This window comes from Halanaerobium hydrogeniformans (assembly GCF_000166415.1).
In the GTDB taxonomy this organism is placed as follows: Bacteria; Bacillota; Halanaerobiia; order Halanaerobiales; family Halanaerobiaceae; genus Halanaerobium; species Halanaerobium hydrogeniformans.
Window position 1 is genome coordinate 1578699 of record NC_014654.1, and the last position, 25032, is coordinate 1603730.

Genomic DNA, 25032 nt, shown 5'->3' on the forward strand with positions numbered 1-25032 from the left:
CCTTATTCTCTAAGCCTGGTTTCTATTTGAAAATTATAGTTTTCAGCAGCATTGATTGTTTTAAGTTCTGGTTCCATAAAATAATTATCGCTTTCTAAAATTTCAAGCAGCTTAATAATATTTTCTTTTTCTTTTGTACTGCCATTAATTATTACTTTTTCCTGGTTGATTATTAAACTCTCATAACTTAAGTTCTGAGAATAACTGCTTAATAAGCTGAGCAAGTCAGAAAAAGCAGGTTTGATTTCATCTGTTTTAATTTCTAAGCTCTGACTGAGACTGTTATATTTATCTATCATATTTATGTTTTCCATTACCTCTGCCTTAATGTTTCTCTGCCTTATGACCAGATAATAATTTAGAACAGAGAGCAAGAAAAGAGTAAATAGCAGGATAATTATGCTGTATTTAATTACTTTATCTTTTAATTCAAAGTTTTTTTCTTTAAAGATGATCAGCATTTGCTTACACACCAGAGCAGAGAACTGAGAAAGACAAAATCATCTTCTTTAAGATTTACAAAATTATCTAAATCCAGTAAATCACTGCTGCCTTCAAAAACTGGCAGCTTCGATTTTTTAACATTAAGATAATATTTTTTTATTTTTTCTAACTCTGCTTTTATTTCTGATTCTCTTATTGAGGCTCTTACCAGTTCCAGTCTGTTTTTTTCGATTAACAAAACTGTATAATTATCGCCAAACTTATAGTATAGAAGATAATTATCCTCCCTTTTCAGCTCATTAATCACCGAGTATACTGCCACTGGTAGAGCAGAAACCAAATAATTGTTACGGTATTTATCAAGCACTTCTGTTAAAGGATCAAGCTGTTCTTTTTCTGCAGCAAATAACTTGATTTCTTTGAGCTTTTGATCAGCCTGAGGATTGTTTTCCAGATAGTCATAATAATATTCATTTTCGAATTCTATTCCATTTTGGTTTAGTTGAGAAAAAATCTGGTTTTCACTGATTTTAAATTCATCTTTAGGCTGAATGGCTAAGGACCTATAGAGAAGATCTTCAGCAGGTATTAAAACCACATAGCGGCAGTTAAAATTGAACTTTTTAATTTTCCCTATGTAATCAACCTCATTGATCCCTTCTAATAAATCAATCTCACTTTGATTATATTTAGCAACAATATTCTTAAAAGATTCATTACAGGGAATAGAAAGCGAAACATATTTGTCAAACATCTAATCACCCCTACTAATTTTTTTGTTGATAATGCTTAAATTATCTTTATCCACCGTTATCTCAACGAGGTATTTATTATTTTTATTAGCAGCTTCTGAATAAAAATAATAATATTCTTCACCTTCTTCCCCTCTTATATTTATTTTTAAATCTTCATCTAAATATAATTCTTCTGCTAATGGAAGTTCCACACCAGCAGCTAGTTGATATGATATATATTCCACACCGGCTTCTACTGCAGCCCTGTTTTGACTGCTGTAAACCCGCTGACTGCTAATCTGGTGATTAAGATACTGCTGCTGCATAAGCAGGGGTATAAAGAGGGCGATTAGAGAAATTAGAACTAAGTTTAAATAGATTATATACCCCTTATTATCAAGTCTAAAGCTAGTCAGTTTAGCCATAATATATTTTTTCATCTGCCAGTCCTTTCGGAATTTAAATATAGACCAGTCTGGAAATCAATAATTCCTCATTATTGTCTTTAATAATCAATTTAAGCTCCAATAAATTTTCTTCGAGATAATTAAATTTTAAGCTTTCTACATTTTCGAGTACTGAGAGATTTCTCCCAAAATCTTTGTTAAGATAATCTTCTCCACCCAGCCTTCTTGCCAAAACCTGACTGTTTTCTCGTTGATAAAGATTATAGCTCAGCCACTGCTGACCCTCATTATAATAAGAGAAAAAATGTATTTCTGTTTGAGAGATCAGATCTATCTGCTGAGAATATTTAAGCTGTTCTGCAATAATATCTACAAGCAGATAGGCATCTAAATAAAGATTAGAATAGGCTGTAAAATAATTTTGATCTGCATAAAGGCCGAGCAAAAGCTCTAAAAATAATCCAGCTAAAACTGTGGAGATGGTAATAACCAGGATAACTTCCAGCAGAGTGAAGCCTCTATTATCTTTAAATCTATTCTTTAAGCAGAGTAATAAGTTCATGTTTTCTCTCCTGATCTCTACAGTTATAATTAACTATAATCTTTAATTTATATAAGCCATCATAAATAACTCCCTTGTTTTTATAAGGGCTTAACTCAATTCTATGCAGATGATAATTTTTCTCTAAACCTTCCTTTTCTAAGATCTGCAGCTGTTTTAAAAATTCGGCTTCAATATTTTCTTCATTATCACTTAGATCAAAATTTTTTGCACGAAAAGCTTCTAAAATAGATTCAGTCCAGTTAACAGCGGCATTTCTATCGGCTAAAAAACTATTTACCTCCAGACCTGTTTTAATGGTTCTACTCATCACAGCAAGTACGATTCCAGCCAGAAAAATAGTTATTATTATTTCAAGTAATGAAAAACCAGCTTCATTTTTCAATTCTAACCCTCCCCAGTTGATTTACGGTTAAAGAATAGATTTCAGCATCTGCTCTTGAAAAAGCGATTGTTCCACCTCTGGCAGCAGCACTGCTGCTGAACCTAATCCAGTCATAATATTGCTCACTGATTAACTCAAAATCCAGTGATTTATAGAGCAAAAAGTGGGCCGGATAACTTCCCTTTTTCTTAATGACTTCTCTGCTATCTTCAATTGTATAAAAATAATAGGGGATTTTATGCTGCCCTGGACCAGGGCTGCTGTAAATCCTAAAGATATAGGTCTGACCATCTATAACAGCCCTATTTCTGGCCCATCTAAAATCTGCTGCCAGGCTTTCAAGCAGCTGCTCAAGCTGATAATCCTGAGTCATTTGACTTCTGTAAATAAAAGAAGTGCTGAATAAAACCCCTATCATCACTATAACAAGCATTAATTCGAGCAGAGTGTAACCTTTATTAGCTATCAAGAGAAGGTTCTGAATTTTCTGGACCATCAACCTTACCTTCTTCTGAATGGAAGTAATAATAATTATTTGAATCAAGCTCATAATAGATAATATATTCTTCTGCGTCATCTGCAGCATCCGCTAAATAACTGTAATCACCAGCATCGTTATTTAAATTTAAACTTGATGAATCAAGAACATCACTTATATCTGAACCATCATTAGTCCCTGGATAACTGTGGTGATCCATATAATACATTTCTAAACCATGCATTATATTGTGCAGGTCACTCTTTATTACCGTTATGTTGGCTCGATCTTTAACCCCACTAAAAGTTGGAACTGCTATACTCATCAAAATACCGATTATCGAAATCACAATTAAAAGTTCTATTAAAGTAAATCCATCTTTTTCTTTAAAAATATTATTTAATAATTTACTCATTGTAGTCCTCCTTTGATTTTTAAAAGCTTAGATAATTAAATAAAGCTGAAACATCGGTGTGAGTACTGCTGCAGCAAGTAAAGCTACAAAAACTGCAGTTAATGTGATTAAAAAAGGCTCTAAATACTGCAGCAGCCTTTCTGATCCTAATTTTAGTTTTTGATAATAATAATCACCTGATCTTTCTAACATGGTTTCCATTTGGACGGTTTCTTCACCACTTAAAAGCAGATAATAAAATGTATCGGGTATTAAGTTATTATCTGCAAAACTTTCGGTTAAAGAACCCCCCTTTGAAACATTTAAAACTGTATTATTAATAAATAATTTATATTGATGGCTTGCTATTATCTTTTCTAACAGCTTTAAAGCAGGAAGTAGTTTCATACCACTTTTTAAAAATATCGCTAAATAAGAGGCAATTTTGGTTAAAATTAAATACTGATATAATCTGCCCAGCCAGGGAACTTTAAATATTATTTTTTCTAAGATACCGTTCTCTTCCTGACTCAAAATTAAATAAATTAAGCTCAGTAATGCTGTTAAAGTTATTAAAACGATTAATAATAAATGGTCTTCAATTATTAAACTCAATCTTAAAAATAATCTCGTTAAAAGGGGTAATTGCCCCTGAAATTCTGCAAATAATTCTAAAAAGATGGGCATAATTAATTTTATTAAAAATACTGCTGAAATTATTAGGGTTGTGATTATTGTGATGGGATAAAAGCAGACCTTGTGCAGTTTATTTTTTAGATCGCTCTGGTTTTGATAATATTTTTCTAGATTATCCATAACCTGAACTAAACTGCCGGTTTTTTCTCCTGCACTGATTACTGAAGTAAATAATGGTGGGAATGCTTCTTTTTTGGCTAGTGATTCTGCTAGAGTATTACCTTTTTCTAAATCTTTTATGATAGCTTGGATTAGTTTTTTGTCTTCTTCTGAACTCATCTGTTTAGAAAGCACTAATAGTGATTTTGGTAATGAAAGGCCGGTTTTAAGTAATATATAAAGCTGAGAGCAAAAAAATTTTAAATTAAAATCCTTTTTAAAAATAATTATATTCAGCTCCTTTCTAGATTAACAACCCTCAGCAGCTCTGCAATTGAACTTTCTCCCTGAGAGATTTTAGAAACAGCATCTGCAAATAGTGTTCTCATTCCCGATTCTTTAGCTGCTTTTTTAAGTTTTTTTCTAGAATAATTACTGCTGATTAGTTCTCTGATATCTTCATTGACAAATAGTATTTCTGCAACTGCAGTTCTATTTTTATATCCAATTTGAGCACATTTTCTACATCCTACTGCCTGATAGATTATTTTTTTCTCAAATTCTCTTTGCAATTTTTTAGGATAGAGTTTAGAGCTTTGCTCCTCTTTTTTACAGGCCGGACAGAGTTTTCTTAAAAGCCTCTGAGCGACTACAGCGTTTAAGGTGCTGCCGATCAAATAAGGGGGGATCCCCATTTCTATCAACCTTAATACTGCAGATACTGCATCAATGGTATGGATGGTAGTTAAGACAAGATGTCCTGTTACCGATGCCCTTACGGCAATTTCGGCAGTTTCTTTATCCCTTATTTCTCCGATCATTATTATATCTGGATCCTGCCGCAGGATTGACCTTAGAGCTCTGGCATAACTAAGCCCCTGAGCCGGATTGATCTCGATTTGATTTAAAGCAGGCAGTTTGTATTCAACCGGATTTTCGATTGTGATAATGTTTAAGTTCTCTGAACTCAGTTCATTTAAAATTGCAAATAGACTGGTTGTTTTACCACTGCCGGTTGGACCTGCTAAAAGAATAATCCCGGAATTAAACTTTAATATCTCTTTAAATCTTTTTTGATTATGGCTGCTGAAATTTAAATTATTTACTGTTAATAGCTGACTGTTTCTTAAAAGCAGTCTGAGTACTGCTTTTTCTCCATAAATTGTTGGAATAACTGAAGTTCTAATATCATAGTTTTCTGCCTTGAATTTAAATTCCATCTTCCCATCCTGAGGGAGATGTTTGTTTGTAATATCCATGCCTGAGATTATTTTTATTCTTGAGATTACAGCTGCTGCACAGGCTAAGGGGAATTCATAATATTTTTCTATAATACCATCAACCCGATAAAATATCTCAAAGCTATTATATTTGCACTCTAGGTGGATATCACTGGCTGTTAGAGAAACAGCCTCATTAATTAAATTATTCAATAACTTTACCACCGGTGCATCATCTACTAAGCTTTTTAGACCTTTAATATCACTGCTGTCAACATTTTTAACCTGGCTGAATTCTTTTAATATTTCTGCTGGATCAACCCTGTAATAGCTGCTGTATAATTCTTCTTTGATGATCTGAAAATCTTCTTCACCGATCAACAATTCTTTTATCTGATGCTTATATTTAAATCTAAGATTTTCTTTAAAAATTGGAGCTAAGGGATAAAGACAGCCCAAATATAGCTGGTCAGCTTCTATTTTTAAGGGTAAAATATTATACTTTTCTACCTCAGGCAGAGTTAAATAGCGACTTATTCCAGCCTGAAGCTTAAAATTATCTTTCTTAAAAAGATTAATGTTAAAATATTCTGATATTTTAGCTAGTAGGAGTTTTCTACTACAGCAATTATTTCGTCTTAGATAAGATATTACTGCTTCTACACTGTTTTCCTGATTTATTTCTAATAGAGAGCGATAAACTTCTTTAGAGATCAACTGCTGATCATAAATAAATTGAGAAAAATCATCCACAGTTTTTCACTTCCTCTTTATATCTAATATTTTCCATATTTATAAATTATGCTTTATAATTGCTAAATTTTACTATTGTAATTCCTTATTCTAGATATATAAGAAAATTCCTGCATTAAATTGGAAATTTTTATATATTTAGCATATATTTTTATAAAATGAAAATTATTTTAGCGGTTAATATCAGCTAAACATCGCTATTTTAAGGGCTTTAGAACTTTTTTAAAATAATTTCTAAAAAAATATATATTTGCATAAAAAAACAGCTGGGATTTAATCCAGCTGTCTTAATTGAAAAATTTAATTTTTAGTTATAGCCTAAGCCATCTTCTATCAATAGCCAGTATTCTATACTGTCTAATAAAGCATCCCAGGAAGCCTGAATAATATTGGTTGAAACACCAATTGTAGTCCATGACTTTTCTAAGTCTGCTGTTTCGATTAAGACCCTTACCTTGGCTGCAGTTCCATCATTTCCATTTAAAACCCGAACTTTATAATCGATCAATTTGGTTTCTGTTATCTCAGGATAAAAAGAAATAAGTGCTTTACGGAAACAATTATCAAGGGCATTAACAGGTCCATCACCTTCAGCGGCAATATGAACTTTTTCTCCCTTAACCGTCATTTTTACCACAGCTTCGGAGTGAGTTTGATCACCCCTGTTATTACTGTAGGTTCTAAAATCATCGATTTCATAAAATGATTTATAGCCTTTAAATTCTCTAAAAGCTAAAAGGATTAGAGAAGCCTCTGCTCCTTCAAACTGATAACCCTGATTTTCAAGTTTCTTAACCCGTTTGATCAGTTTTTTAATCATCTCATTTGAGAAATCATCTAAGTTAAAACCCAGTTCTTTGAGCTTATATTTTAAATTGCTTTTTCCAGCCAGCTCTGATACAAGTACCCGTCTCTCATTACCAACCAGTTCTGGTTCGATATGCTCATAGGTATTAGGATTTTTACGAACCGCACTTACATGGATTCCACCTTTATGGGTAAAAGCACTTTTACCTACATAAGGCTTATTATTCCTGGGAATCAAATTAGCGGTTTCAGTTACAAAAAAGTAGAGTGGTTTTAACTGCTTAAGCTGTTCATCAGAAACCAATCTTTCTCCATACTTAAGCTGAAGACTGGGTATGATACTGCAGAGATCTGCATTACCACAGCGTTCACCTAAACCACCAACTGTACCCTGAAAATGAACCGCTCCTTCTTCGTAAGCTGCCAGTGAATTGGCTGTAGCCAGGTTGCCATCATTATGAGCATGAATTCCTAAGTCAATATTAACATGCTCTTTAACCTCTTTCATGATTTTTGTTACCTGACTGGGCAGCATTCCTCCATTTGTATCACATAAGACCAGAACCTCAGCTCCTGCATCTTCAGCAGCCTTTAAGGTTCTTAAGGCATATTCTGGATTGTTTACATAACCATCAAAGAAATGTTCAGCATCATAGATAACCTTAAGTCCCTCTGATCTTAAAAAGTTAATCGTATCTGTAATCATATTAACATTTTCTTCTAGAGGAACCTCCAGGGCTTCAGTAACATGAAAATCCCATGATTTAGCAAAGATGGTAACATACTTAACCCCCGAATTAACCAATTTTAAAATATTGGGGTCTTCACTTGCCTTCATATTGGCTCTTCTTGTTGAACTGAAAGCTGTAATTTCGGCATGTTCAAATTCCATATTTTGAGCTTCTCTGAAAAAGGCCTCATCTTTTGGATTTGAGCCAGGCCAGCCACCTTCGATAAAATCAATCCCGAAACGATCCAGCTGTCTTGCAATTCTTAACTTGTCATCTAGGGATAAGGAAACCCCTTCTCCCTGTGACCCATCTCTTAAAGTTGTATCATAAGTTTTTAATCCCACTCTGCATCATTCTCACCTTCCTCATTTGTTTTGATTGACTGAACTAAATAGTCGCCAACTTCATCAGTGCTGAGATCCCCTCCTATATCACCTGTAATCATGTTCTTAGATAGGGCATCTACCACTGCAGCTTCTGTTTTTTGAGCCAGGTCTGGATAATCTAACTGCTGCAGCATCATTGCAGCAGCTAAAACAGCTGCCAGGGGATTGGCAATATTTTGTCCGGCAATATCCGGTGCACTTCCATGTACAGGTTCAAACATCGAAATGCTATCTGGATTGATATTACCTGAAACAGCCATTCCCATACCTCCCTGGATTTCAGCTCCCAGGTCGGTAATGATATCGCCAAAAATATTACAGGTTACGATTACATCAAAGATCTCAGGATTGCGGACCATTTTCATGGTAATCGCATCTACCAGATAATGTTCTTTAGCTACATCTGGATAATTTTCTCCCATCTCTTTAAAGGCACGCTGCCAGAGATTATGGGCATAGGTTAAAACATTACTCTTATCACAGACTGTTAATTTAGGTTTTCTACCATATTTTTGAGCGTAGTCAAAGGCATATTTAATAATTCTATCTACACCTTTGCGGGTAGAGATCATCTCCTGAGTAGCTACCTCATCAGGGGTATCTTTTTTGAGAAAACCTCCGATACCTGCATAAATACCTTCGGTATTTTCTCTTACAACTGTGAAGTTGATATCTTTGACACCTTTCCCTTTAAGTGGGGAAAATTCTTCTTTATATAATTTAATAGGACGCAGATTGATATATTGATCAAAATAAAAGCGGAGTTTAAGCAGAATACCCTTTTCTAAAAGACCTGGTTCAACTCTGGGATCACCCACAGCACCAAGATAAATTGCATCAAAGGTTTCCAGCTTATTTAACACCCCATCAGGCATAATTTCTCCTGTTCTGAGATATCTTTCTGCACCTAAATCGAACTTTTCAAATTTCAGACCTAAATCATGTTTATCATTAAAATAGTTCAGTACTTTAAGACCCTGTCTTGTTACTTCTTCTCCGATTCCATCACCGGGAATATAGGCAATATTACTCATTATACACCCACCTTCTTGATGTGCTCAATTAAGCCGCCATCTTTAATAATTTCCTGCATAAAAGGTGGAAATGCTTCTGCCTGATAACTTTCACCGGTTCTTAAGTTTTTAACTATTCCCTGATCAATGTCGACCTCAAGTGTATCTCCATTTTCGGTTGCCTCAACTGCTTCCTGGCATTCTAAAATTGGCAGCCCGATATTGATGGAATTACGATAAAAGATCCTGGCAAAACTTTCTGCTACCACACAGGATACCCCGGCATATTTAATAGCCAGTGGGGCATGTTCTCTGGAACTACCTGAGCCAAAGTTCTTACCACCAACTATTATATCACCTTCTTCTACCTGTTCAGCAAAATCTGCATCAATATCTTCCATACAGTGAGCTGCAAGTACTTCAGGTGAGGAAGAAGTTAAATAACGGGCTGGAATAATTACATCTGTATCTACATTATCACCATATTTAAATACTTTTCCTTTTAATTTCATTATTTGATTACCTCCTCTGGAGCAGCAATAGATCCCTTAACTGCTGATGCAGCTGCAACTGCTGGACTTGCTAGATATACTTCACTTTGGGGTGAGCCCATTCTACCAACAAAATTACGGTTGGTTGTAGAGATGGCTCTTTCTCCTTCAGCCAAAATACCCATGTGTCCACCAAGACATGGTCCACAGGTTGGAGTACTGAAGGCAGCACCCGCATCAATAAAGATTTCTACTAAACCTTCATTAACAGCCTGTTTGTAGATATCCTGGGTTCCAGGGAAGATCAAACAGCGTACATCTGGATGTATTTTATTACCTTCCAGAATCTTAGCTGCTGCTCTCAGGTCTTCAATCCTACCATTTGTACAGGAACCGATTACTGACTGATGGATCTTAACCTCGCCAGCTTCACTAACTCCCCTTGTATTATCCGGCAGACTTGGGAAAGCAACCTGAGGTTCTATTTTACTTACATCAATCTCTATTACCTCTTCATATTCTGCATCTTCATCACTCTTATAGATAGTATAATCTCTAACCGCTCTATCTTTTAGATACTCGATAGTTTTATCATCAGCTTCGATTAGACCAGCTTTTCCACCGGCTTCAATGGCCATATTGGACATGGTCATTCTACCATCCATGGAGAGATTAGAAATAGCTTCTCCAGTAAATTCCATAGCTTTATATAAAGCACCATCTACACCGATCTTACCGATAGTATAGAGGATTAAGTCTTTACCACTTACCCAGGGCTGTAGTTCCCCTGTGTAAACAAATTTAATTGTCGGTGGAACCTTAAACCAGGTTTTACCTGTTGCCATTGCGGCAGCCATATCAGTACTACCTACTCCTGTTCCTAGAGCACCTAAAGCACCATAGGTACAGGTGTGGGAGTCAGCACCAACAATTATTTCTCCAGGTAAGGCAAGGCCTTTTTCCGGCAGTAGTACATGCTCTATTCCCATCTGACCGATTTCGAAGAAATTTGTCAGCTCATGTTTGCGGGCAAACTCACGCAGCATTTTTACCTGCTCAGCAGCCTGAATATCTTTACTTGGAGCAAAATGGTCAGGTACAATAACTACTCTATCTTTATCAAAAACAGTCTCAACACCAATTTTATTAAATTCCTCAATTGCAACCGGGGTGGTGATATCATTACCTAAAACAATATCTACCTCAGCATTAACTATTTGGCCCGGTTTAAGCTCATCATGTTCTGTATGAGCTGCAATGATTTTTTCTATCATCGTCATTCCCATCTAAATATCCACTCCTCTTATTGATTTATATAATTTTAATATTACTTATTATTCTTATTATAGACAAGATATTTATTTATTGCATCAAGATAAGCAATTGCACTTGCCTCAGTAATATCAGTTTGAGATGAGCGGCCTGTATAGATCTTGCCGTCTATCTCAACAGCTACAAATGATTCACCTAAGGCATCTTTACCTTCTGTTACAGCATCAATTTTATAGGACATTAATTTAATATCTTCCATTCCTGTTAATTCATTGATCGTCTGGAATATCGCATCTACAGGTCCATCACCATTACAGGCTGCTGTCTGAATTACCTCATCATCTTTGAGAAGCCTTATAGTAGCGGTTGGCAATAGTCCTTTACCTGTCATTACAGAAATATATTCTAATTCATAGACTTTTTCATAATCATAAAGTTCATTATCAAGTAAGGCAAAAATATCTGCATTACTGACATTTTTCTTTTTGTCTGCTAGATCTTTAAACCTTTTAAAGAAATTATTAAAGGTTTTATCATCAAGTTCATAATCATACTTTTCTAAGAAGTCCTTAAGAGCATGACGACCTGAGTGTTTACCTAAGACAAGCTTGTTCTGTTCTAAACCGATTGTTTTAGCATCCATGATTTCATAGGTCGTTCTTTCTTTAATTACTCCATCCTGGTGGATACCTGATTCATGGGCAAAAGCATTTGCCCCAACAATAGCCTTATTAGGCTGGATGGACATCCCGGTAGAATTGGAAACAAGTTTGCTTAATCTGGCAATTTGAGTTGTATCCTGGGTGATCTCCATATCATAATAATCCTGTCTGGTATAGAGAGCCATTACGATCTCTTCAAGAGCTGCATTACCCGCTCTTTCGCCGATCCCGTTAACTGAAACCTCTACCTGAGTGGCTCCATTTTCTATTGCTGCCAGAGAGTTAGCAACTGCCAGTCCTAGATCATTATGGCAGTGAACACTGATCTCTGCCTGATCAATTAAAGGAGTATTTTCTTTAATTGTTTTAATTAAATTACCGAATTCACTTGGGACTATATAACCTACTGTATCAGGTATATTTACCACCTTTGCTCCAGCTTCAATAACCGCATTTAATAATCTGCATAAAAAGTCAACATCACTGCGGGCTGCATCTTCAGCTGAAAACTCGATGTTATCGGTATACTGTTTGGCATATTTGATAGCTTCAACAGCACTGTTTAAGACCTCATCTTCGGTCATTTTAAGCTTGTATTTTAAATGAATGGGAGAAGAAGCGATAAAGATATGAAGTCTTGGGTTGACGGCACCTTTAAGTGCATCCCAGGCTCTATCAATATCTTTTTTGCGGCATCTACAGAGGGCAGCAACCTCTATTTCTTTAATATTATCTGCCACCATTTTAACCGCGTTAAAATCTCCATCAGAGGCGATTGGAAAACCCGCTTCTATCACATTAACCCTCATTTTTTCTAATTGTTTGGCAATGGCAAGTTTTTCTTCAGGAATCAAAGTCACACCTGGAGATTGTTCACCATCCCTTAATGTTGTATCAAAAAACTTAACTGTTTTCATATTTCTTCACCACCTTATTTAGTCAATCCATGACATCATCTTTCTTAATCTATCTCCTACTTCTTCGATTAATGATTCTTCATCTTTTTTGGTTAGAGAGTTAAATACAGGTCTGTTGGCCTGATTTTCTAAGATCCAGCTGCGGGCAAATTCTCCATTCTGAATATCTGCCAGCACCTCTTTCATGTTTTCTCTAACATGATCATCTATTATTTTTGGTCCAACTGTTAAATCACCATATTGAGCTGTATCACTGATAGAATCACGCATGGTTGAAATTCCACCTTCAAACATTAAATCAACGATTAACTTGAGTTCATTTAAACATTCAAAATAGGCGATTTCTGGCTGATAGCCTGCTTCAACGAGAGTTTCAAAGCCAGCTTTTACCAGAGCAGTTGCTCCACCACATAAAACAGCCTGTTCTCCAAAAAGATCGGTTTCTGTTTCTTCTTTAAAGCTGGTTTCGATTACACCTGCATGAGTACAGCCAATAGCTTTAGCATAGGCTAAACCAATATTATAGGCATTGGAGGTATAATCCTGATAAACTGCCAGTAAACCGGGAACACCTTTACCATCTACATAAAGTCTTCTCACCAGGTGACCCGGACTTTTAGGCGCTACCATAAGTACATCTACATTTTTTGGTGGAACTATCTGATCATAATGGATATTAAAACCATGAGAGAAAACCAGAGTATTTCCATCTTCTAGATTTCCTTCAATATCATTTTTAAATACAGAAGCCTGTTTGATATCAGGAATTAAGATCTGAATAACATCTGCTTTTGCACTTGCTTCTGCAGTTGTATAAACATCAAAGCCATCTTCTTCTGCAACTTCCCAGCTGCTGCTTTCTTTTCTTAAGCCAATAATTGTGTTTACTCCACTATCTTTAAGGTTTTGTGCCTGGGCATGGCCCTGACTTCCATAACCGATAACTGCTACTACCTTATCTTCTAAATACTTTAGATCTGCATCTTTATCATAATAAATTTCCATTGTATCTATCCCCTTTTATTTATAATTATCTTTCTATTGCCTGTCCCCTGCTTAAAGCAACGATTCCTGTTCTAACAAATTCAGCGATACCAAAATCACGCAGTAGTTCTGTTAAAGCCTCTAATTTATCCTGAGTACCTGTAGCCTCGATCATTAAACTGTCAGCAGCTACATCAACGATTTGAGCTCTAAAAGTATCAGCAATCTGGATAATTTCAGAGCGCTGTTTACGGGTACATTTAACCCTGATTAAGATCAAATCTCTTTCTACAATCTGACTTTGATCAAGTTCTTTGATCTTTAAGACATTGATCAGCTTATGGAGCTGTTTTGTAACCTGTTCTAAGGTTTTTTCATCACCATGAACTACGATCGTCATCCTTGATATTTCAGGATTTTCTGTTTTACCAACATTAAGACTTTCTATATTAAAATTGCGACGACTAAAAAGACCAGCAACCCTTGTTAAAACACCTGGTTTATTAAGAACAGAAACTGATAAAATATGTGTCATTTTTTATCCCCCTATCATATCTTTTAAGCCAGCACCAGCCGGTACCATCGGATAAACATTTTCTTCTTCTGGAATTCTAATATCCACTAAGGCAGGACCATCATGTTCCATAGCCCCTTTGATAACAGCATCTAAATTGCTTTTTTTCTCTACTCTTTTTGCCCAGATTCCGTAAGCATCTGCCATTTTAATGAAATCTGGAGCAGGTATTTTGGTAGAAGCATATCTTTTATCAAAGAAGAACTCCTGCCACTGCCTGACCATTCCTAAAAAGTTATTGTTAAAGATAAAAATCTTAATAGGAATATTATATGTCTGAGCAGTCCCCAATTCCTGTAGATTCATCTGAATACTGCCATCACCTGCAATTAAAATTACTTTTTCATCGGGCTGTCCTATCTGTGCCCCGATTGCTGCTGGAAGACCATAACCCATGGTTCCTAAACCACCAGATGTAATAAACTGGCGCGGTTTTTGATATTTATGGAACTGAGCAGCCCACATCTGATGCTGACCAACCTCTGTAACTATGGTCGCATCACCTTTAGTAAATTTATCTATTTCTTCCATCACATACTGTGGTTTAATTACCTCACTACCATCATCTTCATATTTAAGTGGGTATTTTTCTTTGAGTTCTTTGATCCTCTGCTGCCATTCTCCCATTTCTTTTTCTTCTATATGTGGTAATAGCTCATTTAAAACAGCTTTAATATCTCCTACAATCGGAACTTCTACATCTAAATTTTTACCTATTTCTGCAGGATCTATATCGATCTGTACTATATCTGCATCTGCTGCAAATTCATCCAGTTTACCTGTTACCCGGTCATCAAAACGGGCTCCAACCGCAATCAATAAATCTGCTTCGGTTGTGGCCAGATTTGCATATTGAGTACCGTGCATCCCCAACATCTCCAGAGCAAGCTCTTTATCTTCTGGATAAATACCCAGCCCCATCAGGGTTGTAGTTATCGGTATTTTTGCCTTGTCTACCAGGGCTCTAATCTCCTGATCAGCTCCAGAAATAACGGCTCCTCCACCAACATAAAGCAGTGGTCTTTTAGCATTATTAATCGCCTTAGCAGCTTTATTAATCTGCAGTTTATGACCTTCAAAATTAGGTCTGTAACCAGGTAAGTTAATAGTATCTGGATATTCAAACTCCATTTCAGCCTGGGTTACATCTTTGGCCAGGTCGATTAAAACAGGTCCCGGTCTGCCAGTTCTGGCAATATGAAATGCTTCTTTAATGGTTCTTGCCAGATCTTTGATATCGGTTATTAAAAAATTATGCTTGGTAATCGGTAAAGAAATACCCGTAATATCAGCTTCCTGAAATCCATCTGTACCGATTAAAGCACTTGGTACCTGGCCTGTAAAAGCAACGATTGGTACCGAATCCATCTGAGCTGTTGCCAGTCCAGTCACAAGGTTGGTCCCTCCAGGTCCGGAGGTTGCGATACAGACCCCAACCTTACCTGTACTTCTTGCATAGCCATCAGCTGCATGAATTACTCCCTGTTCATGACGTCCTAAATAGTGTTTAAGGGATGAAGAAAATAGAGCATCATAAAGATTAATAACTGCTCCTCCCGGATAGCCAAAGACTACATCAACATTTTCTTTCTTTAAAGATTCAATAATAATTTGTCCACCATTCATTTTTGGCATAAATTCACCTCCAGGTGATTTTAAAAAAATATATAAAAATAGCCCTGAATACAATTATCCAAGGCAGAAAATAGGTCTAAGATATTATTAATAATTTTATCTAAAGCAAAAACTAAAAAATGTTAAGCTAAGGAATAATTATAAAAATTCCATAATATAATAATTTTAAACTAAAGGATAGAGCTAGGTATTTATTACTTAAATATTATTCTCTAATATGTAAGGAGTTAATATTTAAATTTTAAATAATAGTTTTTCTTTTAGTTTAAAGCCTTAGATTTAGTAATTATTAAATATCTTAGATGAAGCAAAACTCTACTCTACTACTTGATATTGTTGAAACTCCATCTTGATTTATTCTTTTCTATAATACTAGAAATTATCAGTATTTAATCATACTATACTAAATAATTTAGAAATAATCAATACCTATCAGTAATTAGTCCCGATAAGTATTGATTATTTTCATTTTTATTCAAAAACTGCTCCTTTTGAAGCAGGTCCTACCAGTTTTGCATAGCGTTTTAAATAACCACTTACCTCAGGCAGATATGGGTTAACATTTTCCATCCTTGCCGCAAGTTCTTCTTCAGAAAGCTCAACTTCTAGAACAAAGTTATCCATATCGATATGGATAATATCTCCTTCTTCAATGGCAGCAATCGGTCCTCCTGCTGCAGCTTCTGGAGATACATGTCCTATCGCTGCTCCTTTGGTCGCCCCGGAAAATCTTCCATCGGTGATAAGAGCCACACTATCATCAAGCCCCATTCCAGCTAAAGCTGAAGTAGGTGCCAGCATTTCTCTCATACCTGGCCCACCTTTAGGACCTTCATCTTTGATCACAACCACATCACCGGGAACGATTTCTCCGGCATTGATCGCTTTAATGGCAGCTTCTTCTCCCGAATAAACTCGAGCAGGTCCACGGTGTTCTTTCATCTTATCGGCAACTGCTGCTCTTTTAACAACAGAACCCTGAGGAGCAATATTACCCTTCAGGATAGCAAGTCCTCCCCTTTCATGATAGGGATTATCCAGGGGACGAATAATTTCATGATCTATAAAGTTAATTGCTTTAAGATTTTCTTTTAAAGTTTTTCCACTTACAGTTAAAACATCACCATTAATTAAATCAGCTTCATAAAGTTCATTAATTACTGCATGGATTCCACCAGCCTGATTTAAATCTTCCATATGGTTTAAACCTGCCGGGGTTAAACTGCAGATATGTGGTACTTTATCAGAGACCTCATTAAAGTGTTCTAGTTCTATCTCAACCCCTGCTTCATGGGCAATAGCCGGTAGATGCAGAGCTGTATTTGTAGAACAACCTAAAGCCATATCTACTGCAATTGCATTTTCAAAAGCATCTCTGGTTAAAATATCTGAAGGTTTAATATCTTCTTTAACTAAATGCATTACCGCTTTTCCAGCAGCTTTAGCCACCCTGATCCTATCTGCATTAACAGCAGGAATTGTTCCATTACCCGGTAGGGCAATCCCTAATGCTTCAGCCATCGAGTTCATAGAATTTGCTGTAAACATCCCTGCACATGATCCTGCACCTGGACAGGCTCTTTTTGAGATCAACTCAAGTTCTTCTTCATCCATTTTACCTGATACCACTGAACCTACTGCTTCAAAAACATTGTGTAAATCAATTGCTTCTCCACAGTGATTACCTGCTTTCATCGGTCCACCACTGATCACTATAGCCGGAATATCCAGTCTGGCTGCAGCCATCATCATCCCGGGAACGATCTTATCACAGTTGGGAACCAGCACAAGTCCATCAAGCTGATGTCCACTTACTACAGCTTCTACAGAATCAGCAATGATCTCCCGACTGGCCAGTGAAAACTTCATACCTTCATGACCCATCGCTATACCATCACAGACTCCAATAGTTGAAAATGATAGAGCAGTTCCTCCAGCTGCTGTTATACCGTGTTTGGCAGCTTTAGCAATGTCATCTAAGTGTTTATGCCCCGGTATTATATCATTGGCTGAATTGGCAATCCCGATCAGCGGTTTATCTATATCATCATCTGAGAGCCCCAATGCATAAAGTAAAGATCTATGGGGAGCTCTTTCTATACCTTTTTTTATCTTATCACTTCTCATTTTTTCCTCCTTCATCCTAACAAAAAATATAAAGAATTATTTAGTCCTGATAAATTTCTTTACCGGTTGTATTGGCAATTTCTCTAAATCTGGCAATCAGTTTGGTAGTTTTACTACCTACTTTACCATCTCCAATCGCCCTTCCATCAACTTCTACTACAGGAATAACCTCTGCTGCAGTACCACTTAAAAAGCACTCATCAGCAATAAAGATATCATGTCTGGTAAAAAGCTCTTCTTTTACTTCTAAACCCATCTCTTCTGCTATTTCCAGCACAACCTCTCTTTTGGTTCCTTTTAAAATACCTGCATATTTAGGTGGGGTATAGAGGGTATTACCTTCGATAATGAAGATATTATCACCTGTACACTCTGCCACATAACCATCACTATTTAAAATAATGGCTTCTGGAGCTTCAGCTAAATTGGCCTCAATTCTGGCCATAATATTATTTAAATAATTTAAAGATTTTATTCTGGGATTAACCATCTCCGGCCCATTTCTCCGGGTTGGTACAGTTACCAGCTTAAGTCCTGTTTCATAAAGTTCTTCATCATAAAGCTGAATAGCACTGGCAATAATGACTACCGTAGCTTTAGGACATTTACGGGGATCTAAACCTAGATCTCCAACACCCCTTGAGACAACAACTCTTATGTAAGCATCTCTTAACTCATTGGCCCTGATAGTTTCTAAAATTGCTTCTTCCATCTCCTCAGGACTTAAAGGTATATCTAACATAATAGTTTTAGCTGACTCATATAAGCGCTTTATATGGTCATCCAGCATAAATACTCTACCACTGTAGGCTCTAATCCCTTCAAAAATACCATCACCATATAAAAAACCGTGATCAAAAACTGAAATCATTGCCTCATCTTCCGGAACTATTTCGCCGTCTAGATAAATATTTCTACTCACTGATCGTCCTCCTTAATATATAATAAATTGTTAGTCGTTTGTATAATGTCTAAGGCCCGAAATAACAGGGCTCATGACATAAATTTTTGGTGACTTCCTCCTTAAAATATGGTATAATATAGTTAGAAATACTAAAAATACCACAAATCAAAAGGAGGAAATCATAATGTCTTTTAATTCTAAAAAGCAATTGTCTTTCGGTGATCTTTATGAACAGGCCAAAGATTGGGCTCAAAATGATAAACCTCAATTCCTTGAAATGCTCGACCAATATCTTGATTTATCTGAATTTATTCCTGACGGTTTCTACAATGCTTACTACAAATATTTTGGTAGAAATAGAATTTACAGACTGGAATCAATGCTTTCTGCATTTATACTGCAAAAAATACTGGGTATTCCAACTCTTGTCCTTCTAATTAATATCTTAACTTTAAGCAGTGATTTAAAAGAATTCTGTGGTTTTAACTCTGTACCTGATATCTCTCAGTTTTCTCGTTTTAAGACAAAATTTGAAGATCATTTAGAAGACTTTTTCTATCACCTTGTTGATGTTACTGAACCTCTCTGCAGAAAAATTGATCCTTTAATGGCTGATCTTTTTATCTATGATACAACTGGTTTTGAACCCTATGTGATTGAAAACAATCCTAAATACATAAATAATATTATTCGCAGACTTAAAAATATCTACAAAAATGATAAAAATGTTAATATTTATGGTTTTGCGTATCAGTCTATGCCTTCTTCTGCTCAAGTTAATAATGAGATAAAACAACTCTATATTAACGGCCATTTTTGTTATGTCTACAAAGCTGGTATTGTCACTAATGGTCTTGGAATTATCCGTCACATTTCTTTTTTTGATGATCAATTTAAAGATAATCACCCTGAAATACCTATTGAGAAAAAGACTGATTCACCTGATGAAGATAAATCTATTGGTGATTCAACTTCTTTAAAACCAGTTTTAGAAGATTATTTTAAACTTCACAGTAATCATCAATATTCAACTTTTATCGCTGATTCAGCCTTTGACAGTTATCAAACTTATCCTTTTTTACTGAAAGATTTTGGTTTTGATAAAGCAGTCATACCACTTAATTTTAGAAACACTAAATCAAGTTTACCACAGCCAGAATACAATGAAAACGGCTGGCCTTTATGTCCTAAAGACTCTTCCTTACCAATGAAACCTAATGGTTGGTGTCGCGGTAAAAACCGCAGTCCCAGATTTAAGTTTGTCTGTCCTAAAATTAATCATAAGGGTGGTAAAAGAAACTGCTACTGTGAGAACCCCTGTACTGACTCCAGTTACAGTAGAGTTATTTATACCTATCCTGACCAGGATTTAAGAACTTACCCTGGTATCATCAGAGATACAGATGATTGGATAAACCTCTACAGAAAACGAGGAGTAGTTGAACAGACAATTAACTATTTCAAAGATGCCATGGTTACTGGTAATTTAAAGACTCAGAACCTAAAAAGTGTTAAATCAGATGTTTTTCTAGCCGGAATCACTCAACTTTTAACATTAATTCTAGCTGATAAAATGGATAAACCAGAAAATATTAGATCTTTAAGATCACTAATTGCTTAGAATTCAAATCTTTTAATATCTTTTTTAAAACCTGTATTCATAGGTTTATTTTGTCATGTCTAATTTTATTAGAACATTTTCTTATTCAATTTTTAAATTCTTAAAATTGAATTCAACCTACTATTACAGTTTTTCACTATTTTCTTTGCCTATTTTGCAAATACCTAATATAATAAATTGTAGATAAAAAGCTGCTCAATTTATGGATAAATAAGAATAGCTACAGCATCTGCTATTATATATGTATTGCTTATAAATTATATAGTTAATTCGTTTAAATGTCAAGAATTAGCGGCAGAAAAAAGCTCCCAAAAAACGGGAGCTTAAATTTTATAGTTATAGTATTTATTTTAAAATAATCTTAAGTAATTTTTTCTGTATTTAAGTAGTTAATTATTCGCTTCCACCTGTAAAAGAACCCCTCATCTCATAACCAACAAAATAGTAGTTGACTCTTAATTGATCTTCACTTAAAAGAACTCCATCATCAAATTCATCAATGTTCATATTAAAGCGATTATAGCCAAAATATAAACTATTATCACTTTCTGTTTTGTAATCAAAGAAAATATTATATACTTTATGATCTACATCCCAATCATCACGCGAATCCCAATTAGGTACATAATCCATACTTAAGCGCATATAGAGATTATCCCTGATCCCTGTGTCTAAAGCAACATAGAAATTATTAATACTTTCATCTACTAGATCAATTCCATAAATACCATCCTGCCTCATTTTAGGCTCTAGTCTCCCCACATTAGCTGTGAATCTGTAATCACCTTTATTTAGTTCTCCAGGATCAAGTGGAACCAAATAATCCATCTGCCAGTCCGCATATATCAAACTTTTAGCTCCCAGCATCTGAGAAAATACCCTGTCTATACTATAAGCTGATATAACCCCTGATACAAAAACTAATAGAATTAAAACTGTCCCCACTACAAGCAATCTTTTTCTCATTGAATTTCCCTCCCATGCAGGATTATTTTGTACTTCCTATAACTATATAATAATAATATCATTATCTTAGTTTAAAAAATATTACACTTTAGTATAATATTTGGGAGGATTTTAGTATGCAGAGTCTGGAAAAAATAGAATGGGAGAAAATATTTTCCTTTATAGTTAAAACAGGTCAAATTATGGATATAAATAAGTACTCCTATTATTTTATTAAAGAATTAAATAAACTGATACCATTTTATGCAGCCAACTTCTTTCTTTATGAAAATGGTAATAAGGAATTAAAAGAACCCATCTGTTTTAATATCAGCAGCTCTGCTTTAAAAAATTACTATGATTATTATTATAAACTTGATGATATCCGCAAAAGAGCTTTTGACAAACCAGAACCGATCAGAAGTACAGACCTGATGAATTACAAGAAGTGGATCAATACAGAATACTTCAATGATTTCCTCCAGGAGAATAATTTATTTTATTCCTGTGGTATAGATATTCACTTTAAAGATAGACTCCTGGGAACCATCAGCATCTTCAGACAAAAAAAAGAAGGAAATTTTGAATTAAAAGATTTAATGTATTTAAAATTAATTAGTCAGCACAGTGCAAATCATCTCTATAAATTATTTGTTATCCACAAATTAAAAAGAGAAAATGAAATAAATAAAGAAAAGCTAATTAAAAAGAGCGGTAATCAATATAATTTAACAGATAGAGAAAAACAAGTATTAAAATTAATAATCCAGGGTATGAGTAATCAAGAAATTGCCGCAGAACTCTTTATATCTATTAATACTGTCAAAAAACATATCAGCCATTTATTTAATAAATGTAAAGTAAGCAGCAGGATTGAGTTAATCCCGATGGTCTATAATATTTAACGTAAAAAGGCCGGGAATCCCGGCCTTTTTAAAATATTTATATATTCTATTTGTTTTTATTTAATATTTCCTGTAATTCTTCTGGACTTAATTGTTGAAATTCTTTTTCTTCCTGTTTAGCTCTAAACTCTGCTAGAATTTCTTCTCTAGTTCTAGCTCTTTCAGAGAATACTTCAGCAACAGAATCATCATGAGCATCATTTTCATAATCTATTTCTTCTTCAGTAACAACTTCTGAGTCATCTACTACAGTAGTTTCTTCCTCAACTGGAACAGCTTCCTCTTCTAAACCAGTTCTTATCAAATGTTCTTCAGGCTCAATTTCTTCCCCATATTCTATAATTCTTGGAGTTACAAATATTATGAGTTCATTATGAGAACCCTCATTTCTTCTGCTTTTAAAGAGTTCGCCGATTATTGGAATATCACCAAGTAAAGGTATCTTGGTAATTACTCCATCTTGATCGGTCTGAATAAGTCCACCAATAGCCAGGGTTTCACCATCATTTAAGCGCAACATTGTTTCTACTTCTCTACTTCTTAATGCTGGTGGTGCTCCTGCAGCTGTAGTTACTTGGGTAAAACTACTAACTCTTGGTTTAATTGATAGCTCTATTTCTTTATTTTCTGTTATCCAGGGAGTAAACTCAATATCAACTCCAGCTTCAGCATATTCAAACGTTTCTGTACGACTCCCATCATCATTAATTTCTACAACACGATAGGGAACTTCATCTAAAATAGCCATATTTGCTGTTTCTCCGTTTAAGGTCATTAATCTTGGATTTGCAAGAGTTTTAGAATCGCTGGTTTCATCTAAAGCTCTAAAGAATTCCGGCCAGGTTAAAGACAACTTATCAGGTTGAGGTTCCCTGCTATCAGCTCTTCTATCAGTTATATGATCATCTTTAATAATTCTTAATTGACTTAAATCCCCCTCAATACCTAATTCTCTTAATCTACCTTCCGAAACTTCTTCTACTCTTGTTTCAATTACTACTTGCTGACGTGGAACATTTAACTGTTTAACAAGCTGTTCAACACTATCCAACCTATTTTCAGGTCCATTAATTACAATTCTTTTTGTCTTGTTATTAACATGCAATCTAATATCTGGATAAAAGTTCTCTATAACCTCTTTTATTTGCTCTGTATCAACATAATCAACTCTAACATGACGAGTTCCTGGCTCTAAACTTTTATCATAGGTTTCTGCCATAGATATCGCTTCTGTAACGTCCTGCTCACTTCCAGTTAAAGTTAAAGTATCTGTAAGAGGGTTAGATCTAATCTCTAAATTAAAGTTAATTTGTCTTAATTTACCTTCTAAATCACCTAATTCAGCATTAAGAACCCTATAACTATCTGTATAACGCTCTATTATTTCTACTTCTTCTCCCGGTCTAACTTCTCTATCAGGATCAGCTGAAGAATCTAACCTGTTGATCATTTCTTTAACTTCTTCAACCCTTGATTCCTCACCTTTTAAAATAAACTGCCTTCTTACAGCATCTAATGTAATCTGAGTTTCCGGGAATATCTCTCTTACTATAACTGCAATATCATCAATATCCTGAGATCTAACAGATACAAACTCTGTTACAATATTGGCATATATTCTCTCAATTCTATCTGGTTCAGCTACAACTATAGTATTATTATCCCATATATATGTTAAATCATTGGTTTGTGTTATTAAATCTAAAGCTTTTTGAAAAGATATATCCCTTAAATGAACAGATGTAGTTCCAGTTACCGTGCTATCAGTAATAAGATTTACATCAGCTATATCAGCTATTGCTCTTAATACATCTGCTATCTGGGCATTTTGGAAGTTCATATTTTCTATCATACCTTCGGGTCCTGCTAAAACCCCAGTGGAAAAAACTAATATAAAAATTAGACTTAAAATTACAATTACTTTTTTATCTCTCATCTACTTCCCCTCCAATCTTTAACCGGAACCTAAACCCACGGTTTCTAACAATAACACTATCTCTCTCGATTGAAATTAATTCGTAACCATCTTTGCTGTAATAGCCTCGAACTAGCTCTACTCGATCTCCAACATCAATCAAGGCTATTCTATCTGTACCACTGCTGATAATTCCATCTAAGTTAAATGGCAGCTCTCTCCTTATATCAGCAAAGGTTATAACAGGTTCTGCAGGTCTCTCTTCTGCTTCTCTCTCTACCTGAATAACCGGTGATTCTACAAAAGGATTTCTAAATTCTTTTCCACTATATAGGTCTTTTTCATTTTCTTCAGCTAAGACAGAAAACGGTAAGCTAAAAATTAGAACAAAAGATAAAATTACTAAGATAATTATTTTTTTATTCATCTGCCTCAACTCCTAACCTTAATAGTTCTGGATCAACTAAACGATTATGATAGAGAGTATTCATTGAAAGTTGTACTCCATCATTACTTCGATTAATATTTACATCTCTAAACTCAAACCAGTAATTCCATTCTTTAAAATCTTCGAGAAGATTAACAGCTTCTCTGAAGCCGCCTCTAATTTGAACATTTATTTGAATAGCATTTTCTTGCACCTGAGGTCTATATAAAACCAGATCTAAATTATTATCTCTAGCTGCTTCACGATAATCTATTAATAGATCTATCCTATCTTTTTCTACATAAACTCCTCTTTCAGCTAATTCATCCAGTATTGCTAAATATTCTTCTTTTATTTCTGGTAAGCGTTCAGCATAACTAATTGCTACATTTAAACGGTTACTCCTTTCATCTCTGCGCCTTTCTAAAGCGGCAATTTCTTCAGTTAAGGGAGTATAGAAATAAAAGTAATAAATTGCTCCTAAGGCAATTATAAAAACCAAAAGAAGGAGAACTTTTTCTCTTCTACTTAAATTATTTAACAT

The 25032-nt window shown here is 35.0% G+C and carries 25 protein-coding genes; 2 read left to right on the forward strand and 23 right to left on the reverse strand.

Translation table 11 applies throughout. From position 1 onward, the window contains the following. Positions 1–2: 2 nt before the first annotated feature. The 19 genes from HALSA_RS07125 to ilvE all read right to left on the reverse strand — a co-directional run bounded on the left by HALSA_RS07125 (position 3) and on the right by ilvE (position 18693). On the reverse strand, positions 3–461 hold the full coding sequence (locus tag HALSA_RS07125) for a PilN domain-containing protein (RefSeq protein WP_041595807.1): 459 nt from the start codon (positions 459–461) through the stop codon (positions 3–5). After that, positions 455–1198 carry a type IV pilus biogenesis protein PilM gene (locus HALSA_RS07130; protein WP_013405919.1) on the reverse strand — a complete coding sequence of 248 codons (744 nt, stop codon included), beginning with the start codon at positions 1196–1198 and terminating at the stop codon, positions 455–457. Before HALSA_RS07130 ends, HALSA_RS07125 begins: the two co-directional genes overlap by 7 nt. Continuing rightward, positions 1199–1618: a hypothetical protein gene (locus tag HALSA_RS07135; RefSeq protein ID WP_013405920.1), complete on the reverse strand. Its 420-nt coding sequence runs from the start codon at positions 1616–1618 to the stop codon at positions 1199–1201. Positions 1619–1637: 19 nt separating this feature from the next. Then, a complete protein-coding gene (locus HALSA_RS07140; RefSeq protein ID WP_013405921.1) occupies positions 1638–2147 on the reverse strand; it encodes a type II secretion system protein in 510 nt (169 codons plus the stop codon). Then, on the reverse strand, positions 2119–2532 hold the full coding sequence (locus HALSA_RS07145) for a type IV pilus modification PilV family protein (protein WP_013405922.1): 414 nt from the start codon (positions 2530–2532) through the stop codon (positions 2119–2121). Before HALSA_RS07145 ends, HALSA_RS07140 begins: the two co-directional genes overlap by 29 nt. Further along, the gene (locus HALSA_RS07150) at positions 2522–3028 is read right to left on the reverse strand and encodes a pilus assembly FimT family protein (RefSeq protein ID WP_013405923.1); all 507 of its coding nucleotides are present in this window, start codon (positions 3026–3028) and stop codon (positions 2522–2524) included. Before HALSA_RS07150 ends, HALSA_RS07145 begins: the two co-directional genes overlap by 11 nt. Next, complete coding sequence (locus tag HALSA_RS07155; RefSeq protein WP_013405924.1) at positions 2991–3425, reverse strand: type IV pilin protein; 435 nt, start codon at positions 3423–3425, stop codon at positions 2991–2993. The genes HALSA_RS07150 and HALSA_RS07155 overlap by 38 nt, the downstream gene beginning before the upstream one ends. 27 nt (positions 3426–3452) lie before the next feature. Beyond that, entirely contained in the window at positions 3453–4496 is a 1044-nt protein-coding gene (locus tag HALSA_RS07160; protein ID WP_337998482.1) for a type II secretion system F family protein, read from the reverse strand. Further along, positions 4493–6172 (reverse strand): GspE/PulE family protein, encoded by a 1680-nt coding sequence (locus HALSA_RS07165; protein WP_013405926.1) that lies wholly within the window; start codon positions 6170–6172, stop codon positions 4493–4495. The genes HALSA_RS07160 and HALSA_RS07165 overlap by 4 nt, the downstream gene beginning before the upstream one ends. A gap of 307 nt (positions 6173–6479) precedes the next feature. After that, a complete protein-coding gene (gene cimA, locus HALSA_RS07170) occupies positions 6480–8054 on the reverse strand; it encodes a citramalate synthase (protein WP_013405927.1) in 1575 nt (524 codons plus the stop codon). After that, positions 8045–9130 (reverse strand): 3-isopropylmalate dehydrogenase, encoded by a 1086-nt coding sequence (locus HALSA_RS07175; protein WP_013405928.1) that lies wholly within the window; start codon positions 9128–9130, stop codon positions 8045–8047. Before HALSA_RS07175 ends, cimA begins: the two co-directional genes overlap by 10 nt. Continuing rightward, on the reverse strand, positions 9130–9621 hold the full coding sequence (gene leuD, locus HALSA_RS07180) for a 3-isopropylmalate dehydratase small subunit (RefSeq protein WP_013405929.1): 492 nt from the start codon (positions 9619–9621) through the stop codon (positions 9130–9132). The genes HALSA_RS07175 and leuD overlap by 1 nt, the downstream gene beginning before the upstream one ends. Next, positions 9621–10886, reverse strand: a complete 1266-nt coding sequence (gene leuC, locus HALSA_RS07185; RefSeq protein ID WP_013405930.1) for a 3-isopropylmalate dehydratase large subunit — start codon at positions 10884–10886, stop codon at positions 9621–9623. The genes leuD and leuC overlap by 1 nt, the downstream gene beginning before the upstream one ends. A 41-nt stretch (positions 10887–10927) precedes the next feature. Beyond that, positions 10928–12451, reverse strand: a complete 1524-nt coding sequence (locus tag HALSA_RS07190; RefSeq protein WP_013405931.1) for a 2-isopropylmalate synthase — start codon at positions 12449–12451, stop codon at positions 10928–10930. Positions 12452–12469: 18 nt separating this feature from the next. Next, entirely contained in the window at positions 12470–13456 is a 987-nt protein-coding gene (gene ilvC, locus HALSA_RS07195) for a ketol-acid reductoisomerase (protein ID WP_013405932.1), read from the reverse strand. 25 nt (positions 13457–13481) lie between these two features. Continuing rightward, a complete protein-coding gene (ilvN, locus tag HALSA_RS12720) occupies positions 13482–13970 on the reverse strand; it encodes an acetolactate synthase small subunit (RefSeq protein ID WP_013405933.1) in 489 nt (162 codons plus the stop codon). Between the two features lie 3 nt (positions 13971–13973). Then, positions 13974–15644 (reverse strand): biosynthetic-type acetolactate synthase large subunit, encoded by a 1671-nt coding sequence (ilvB, locus tag HALSA_RS07205; protein WP_013405934.1) that lies wholly within the window; start codon positions 15642–15644, stop codon positions 13974–13976. A gap of 471 nt (positions 15645–16115) precedes the next feature. After that, positions 16116–17771, reverse strand: coding sequence for a dihydroxy-acid dehydratase (gene ilvD, locus HALSA_RS07210; RefSeq protein ID WP_013405935.1), 1656 nt, complete (start codon positions 17769–17771; stop codon positions 16116–16118). Between the two features lie 40 nt (positions 17772–17811). Next, positions 17812–18693: a branched-chain-amino-acid transaminase gene (gene ilvE, locus HALSA_RS07215; protein ID WP_013405936.1), complete on the reverse strand. Its 882-nt coding sequence runs from the start codon at positions 18691–18693 to the stop codon at positions 17812–17814. Between the two features lie 166 nt (positions 18694–18859). Between ilvE and HALSA_RS07220 the strand changes: the two genes are divergently transcribed. Then, entirely contained in the window at positions 18860–20296 is a 1437-nt protein-coding gene (locus HALSA_RS07220; RefSeq protein ID WP_013404686.1) for an ISNCY family transposase, read from the forward strand. 393 nt (positions 20297–20689) lie between these two features. On the opposite strand, the gene HALSA_RS07225 is transcribed toward HALSA_RS07220, so the two are convergent. Next, positions 20690–21262 carry a hypothetical protein gene (locus HALSA_RS07225; protein ID WP_013405937.1) on the reverse strand — a complete coding sequence of 191 codons (573 nt, stop codon included), beginning with the start codon at positions 21260–21262 and terminating at the stop codon, positions 20690–20692. 116 nt (positions 21263–21378) lie between these two features. Between HALSA_RS07225 and HALSA_RS07230 the strand changes: the two genes are divergently transcribed. Next, entirely contained in the window at positions 21379–22146 is a 768-nt protein-coding gene (locus tag HALSA_RS07230; RefSeq protein WP_013405938.1) for a response regulator transcription factor, read from the forward strand. 46 nt (positions 22147–22192) lie between these two features. Here the strand turns inward: HALSA_RS07230 and HALSA_RS07235 are convergent, their stop codons facing one another. The 3 genes from HALSA_RS07235 to HALSA_RS07245 are packed head-to-tail and all read right to left on the reverse strand — an operon-like array spanning position 22193 to position 25032. Beyond that, positions 22193–24082 (reverse strand): type II secretion system protein GspD, encoded by a 1890-nt coding sequence (locus tag HALSA_RS07235; protein ID WP_013405939.1) that lies wholly within the window; start codon positions 24080–24082, stop codon positions 22193–22195. Further along, positions 24072–24488 (reverse strand): hypothetical protein, encoded by a 417-nt coding sequence (locus HALSA_RS07240; RefSeq protein ID WP_013405940.1) that lies wholly within the window; start codon positions 24486–24488, stop codon positions 24072–24074. Before HALSA_RS07240 ends, HALSA_RS07235 begins: the two co-directional genes overlap by 11 nt. After that, positions 24481–25032, reverse strand: coding sequence for a type IV pilus inner membrane component PilO (locus HALSA_RS07245; RefSeq protein WP_013405941.1), 552 nt, complete (start codon positions 25030–25032; stop codon positions 24481–24483). Before HALSA_RS07245 ends, HALSA_RS07240 begins: the two co-directional genes overlap by 8 nt.

What these genes read in the sequence shown, in the direction of transcription:
- HALSA_RS07125 (WP_041595807.1), bottom strand. Translation starts at nt 461, where the DNA reads ATGCTGATCATCTTTAAAGAAAAAAACTTTGAATTAAAAGATAAAGTA.
- HALSA_RS07130 (WP_013405919.1), bottom strand. Translation starts at nt 1,198, where the DNA reads ATGTTTGACAAATATGTTTCGCTTTCTATTCCCTGTAATGAATCTTTT.
- HALSA_RS07135 (WP_013405920.1), bottom strand. Translation starts at nt 1,618, where the DNA reads ATGAAAAAATATATTATGGCTAAACTGACTAGCTTTAGACTTGATAAT.
- HALSA_RS07140 (WP_013405921.1), bottom strand. Translation starts at nt 2,147, where the DNA reads ATGAACTTATTACTCTGCTTAAAGAATAGATTTAAAGATAATAGAGGC.
- HALSA_RS07150 (WP_013405923.1), bottom strand. Translation starts at nt 3,028, where the DNA reads ATGGTCCAGAAAATTCAGAACCTTCTCTTGATAGCTAATAAAGGTTAC.
- HALSA_RS07155 (WP_013405924.1), bottom strand. Translation starts at nt 3,425, where the DNA reads ATGAGTAAATTATTAAATAATATTTTTAAAGAAAAAGATGGATTTACT.
- HALSA_RS07175 (WP_013405928.1), bottom strand. Translation starts at nt 9,130, where the DNA reads ATGAGTAATATTGCCTATATTCCCGGTGATGGAATCGGAGAAGAAGTA.
- leuD (WP_013405929.1), bottom strand. Translation starts at nt 9,621, where the DNA reads ATGAAATTAAAAGGAAAAGTATTTAAATATGGTGATAATGTAGATACA.
- leuC (WP_013405930.1), bottom strand. Translation starts at nt 10,886, where the DNA reads ATGGGAATGACGATGATAGAAAAAATCATTGCAGCTCATACAGAACAT.
- HALSA_RS07190 (WP_013405931.1), bottom strand. Translation starts at nt 12,451, where the DNA reads ATGAAAACAGTTAAGTTTTTTGATACAACATTAAGGGATGGTGAACAA.
- ilvC (WP_013405932.1), bottom strand. Translation starts at nt 13,456, where the DNA reads ATGGAAATTTATTATGATAAAGATGCAGATCTAAAGTATTTAGAAGAT.
- ilvN (WP_013405933.1), bottom strand. Translation starts at nt 13,970, where the DNA reads ATGACACATATTTTATCAGTTTCTGTTCTTAATAAACCAGGTGTTTTA.
- ilvB (WP_013405934.1), bottom strand. Translation starts at nt 15,644, where the DNA reads ATGCCAAAAATGAATGGTGGACAAATTATTATTGAATCTTTAAAGAAA.
- ilvD (WP_013405935.1), bottom strand. Translation starts at nt 17,771, where the DNA reads ATGAGAAGTGATAAGATAAAAAAAGGTATAGAAAGAGCTCCCCATAGA.
- HALSA_RS07220 (WP_013404686.1), top strand. Translation starts at nt 18,860, where the DNA reads ATGTCTTTTAATTCTAAAAAGCAATTGTCTTTCGGTGATCTTTATGAA.
- HALSA_RS07225 (WP_013405937.1), bottom strand. Translation starts at nt 21,262, where the DNA reads ATGAGAAAAAGATTGCTTGTAGTGGGGACAGTTTTAATTCTATTAGTT.
- HALSA_RS07230 (WP_013405938.1), top strand. Translation starts at nt 21,379, where the DNA reads ATGCAGAGTCTGGAAAAAATAGAATGGGAGAAAATATTTTCCTTTATA.
- HALSA_RS07235 (WP_013405939.1), bottom strand. Translation starts at nt 24,082, where the DNA reads ATGAGAGATAAAAAAGTAATTGTAATTTTAAGTCTAATTTTTATATTA.
- HALSA_RS07240 (WP_013405940.1), bottom strand. Translation starts at nt 24,488, where the DNA reads ATGAATAAAAAAATAATTATCTTAGTAATTTTATCTTTTGTTCTAATT.
- HALSA_RS07245 (WP_013405941.1), bottom strand. Translation starts at nt 25,032, where the DNA reads ATGTTAAATAATTTAAGTAGAAGAGAAAAAGTTCTCCTTCTTTTGGTT.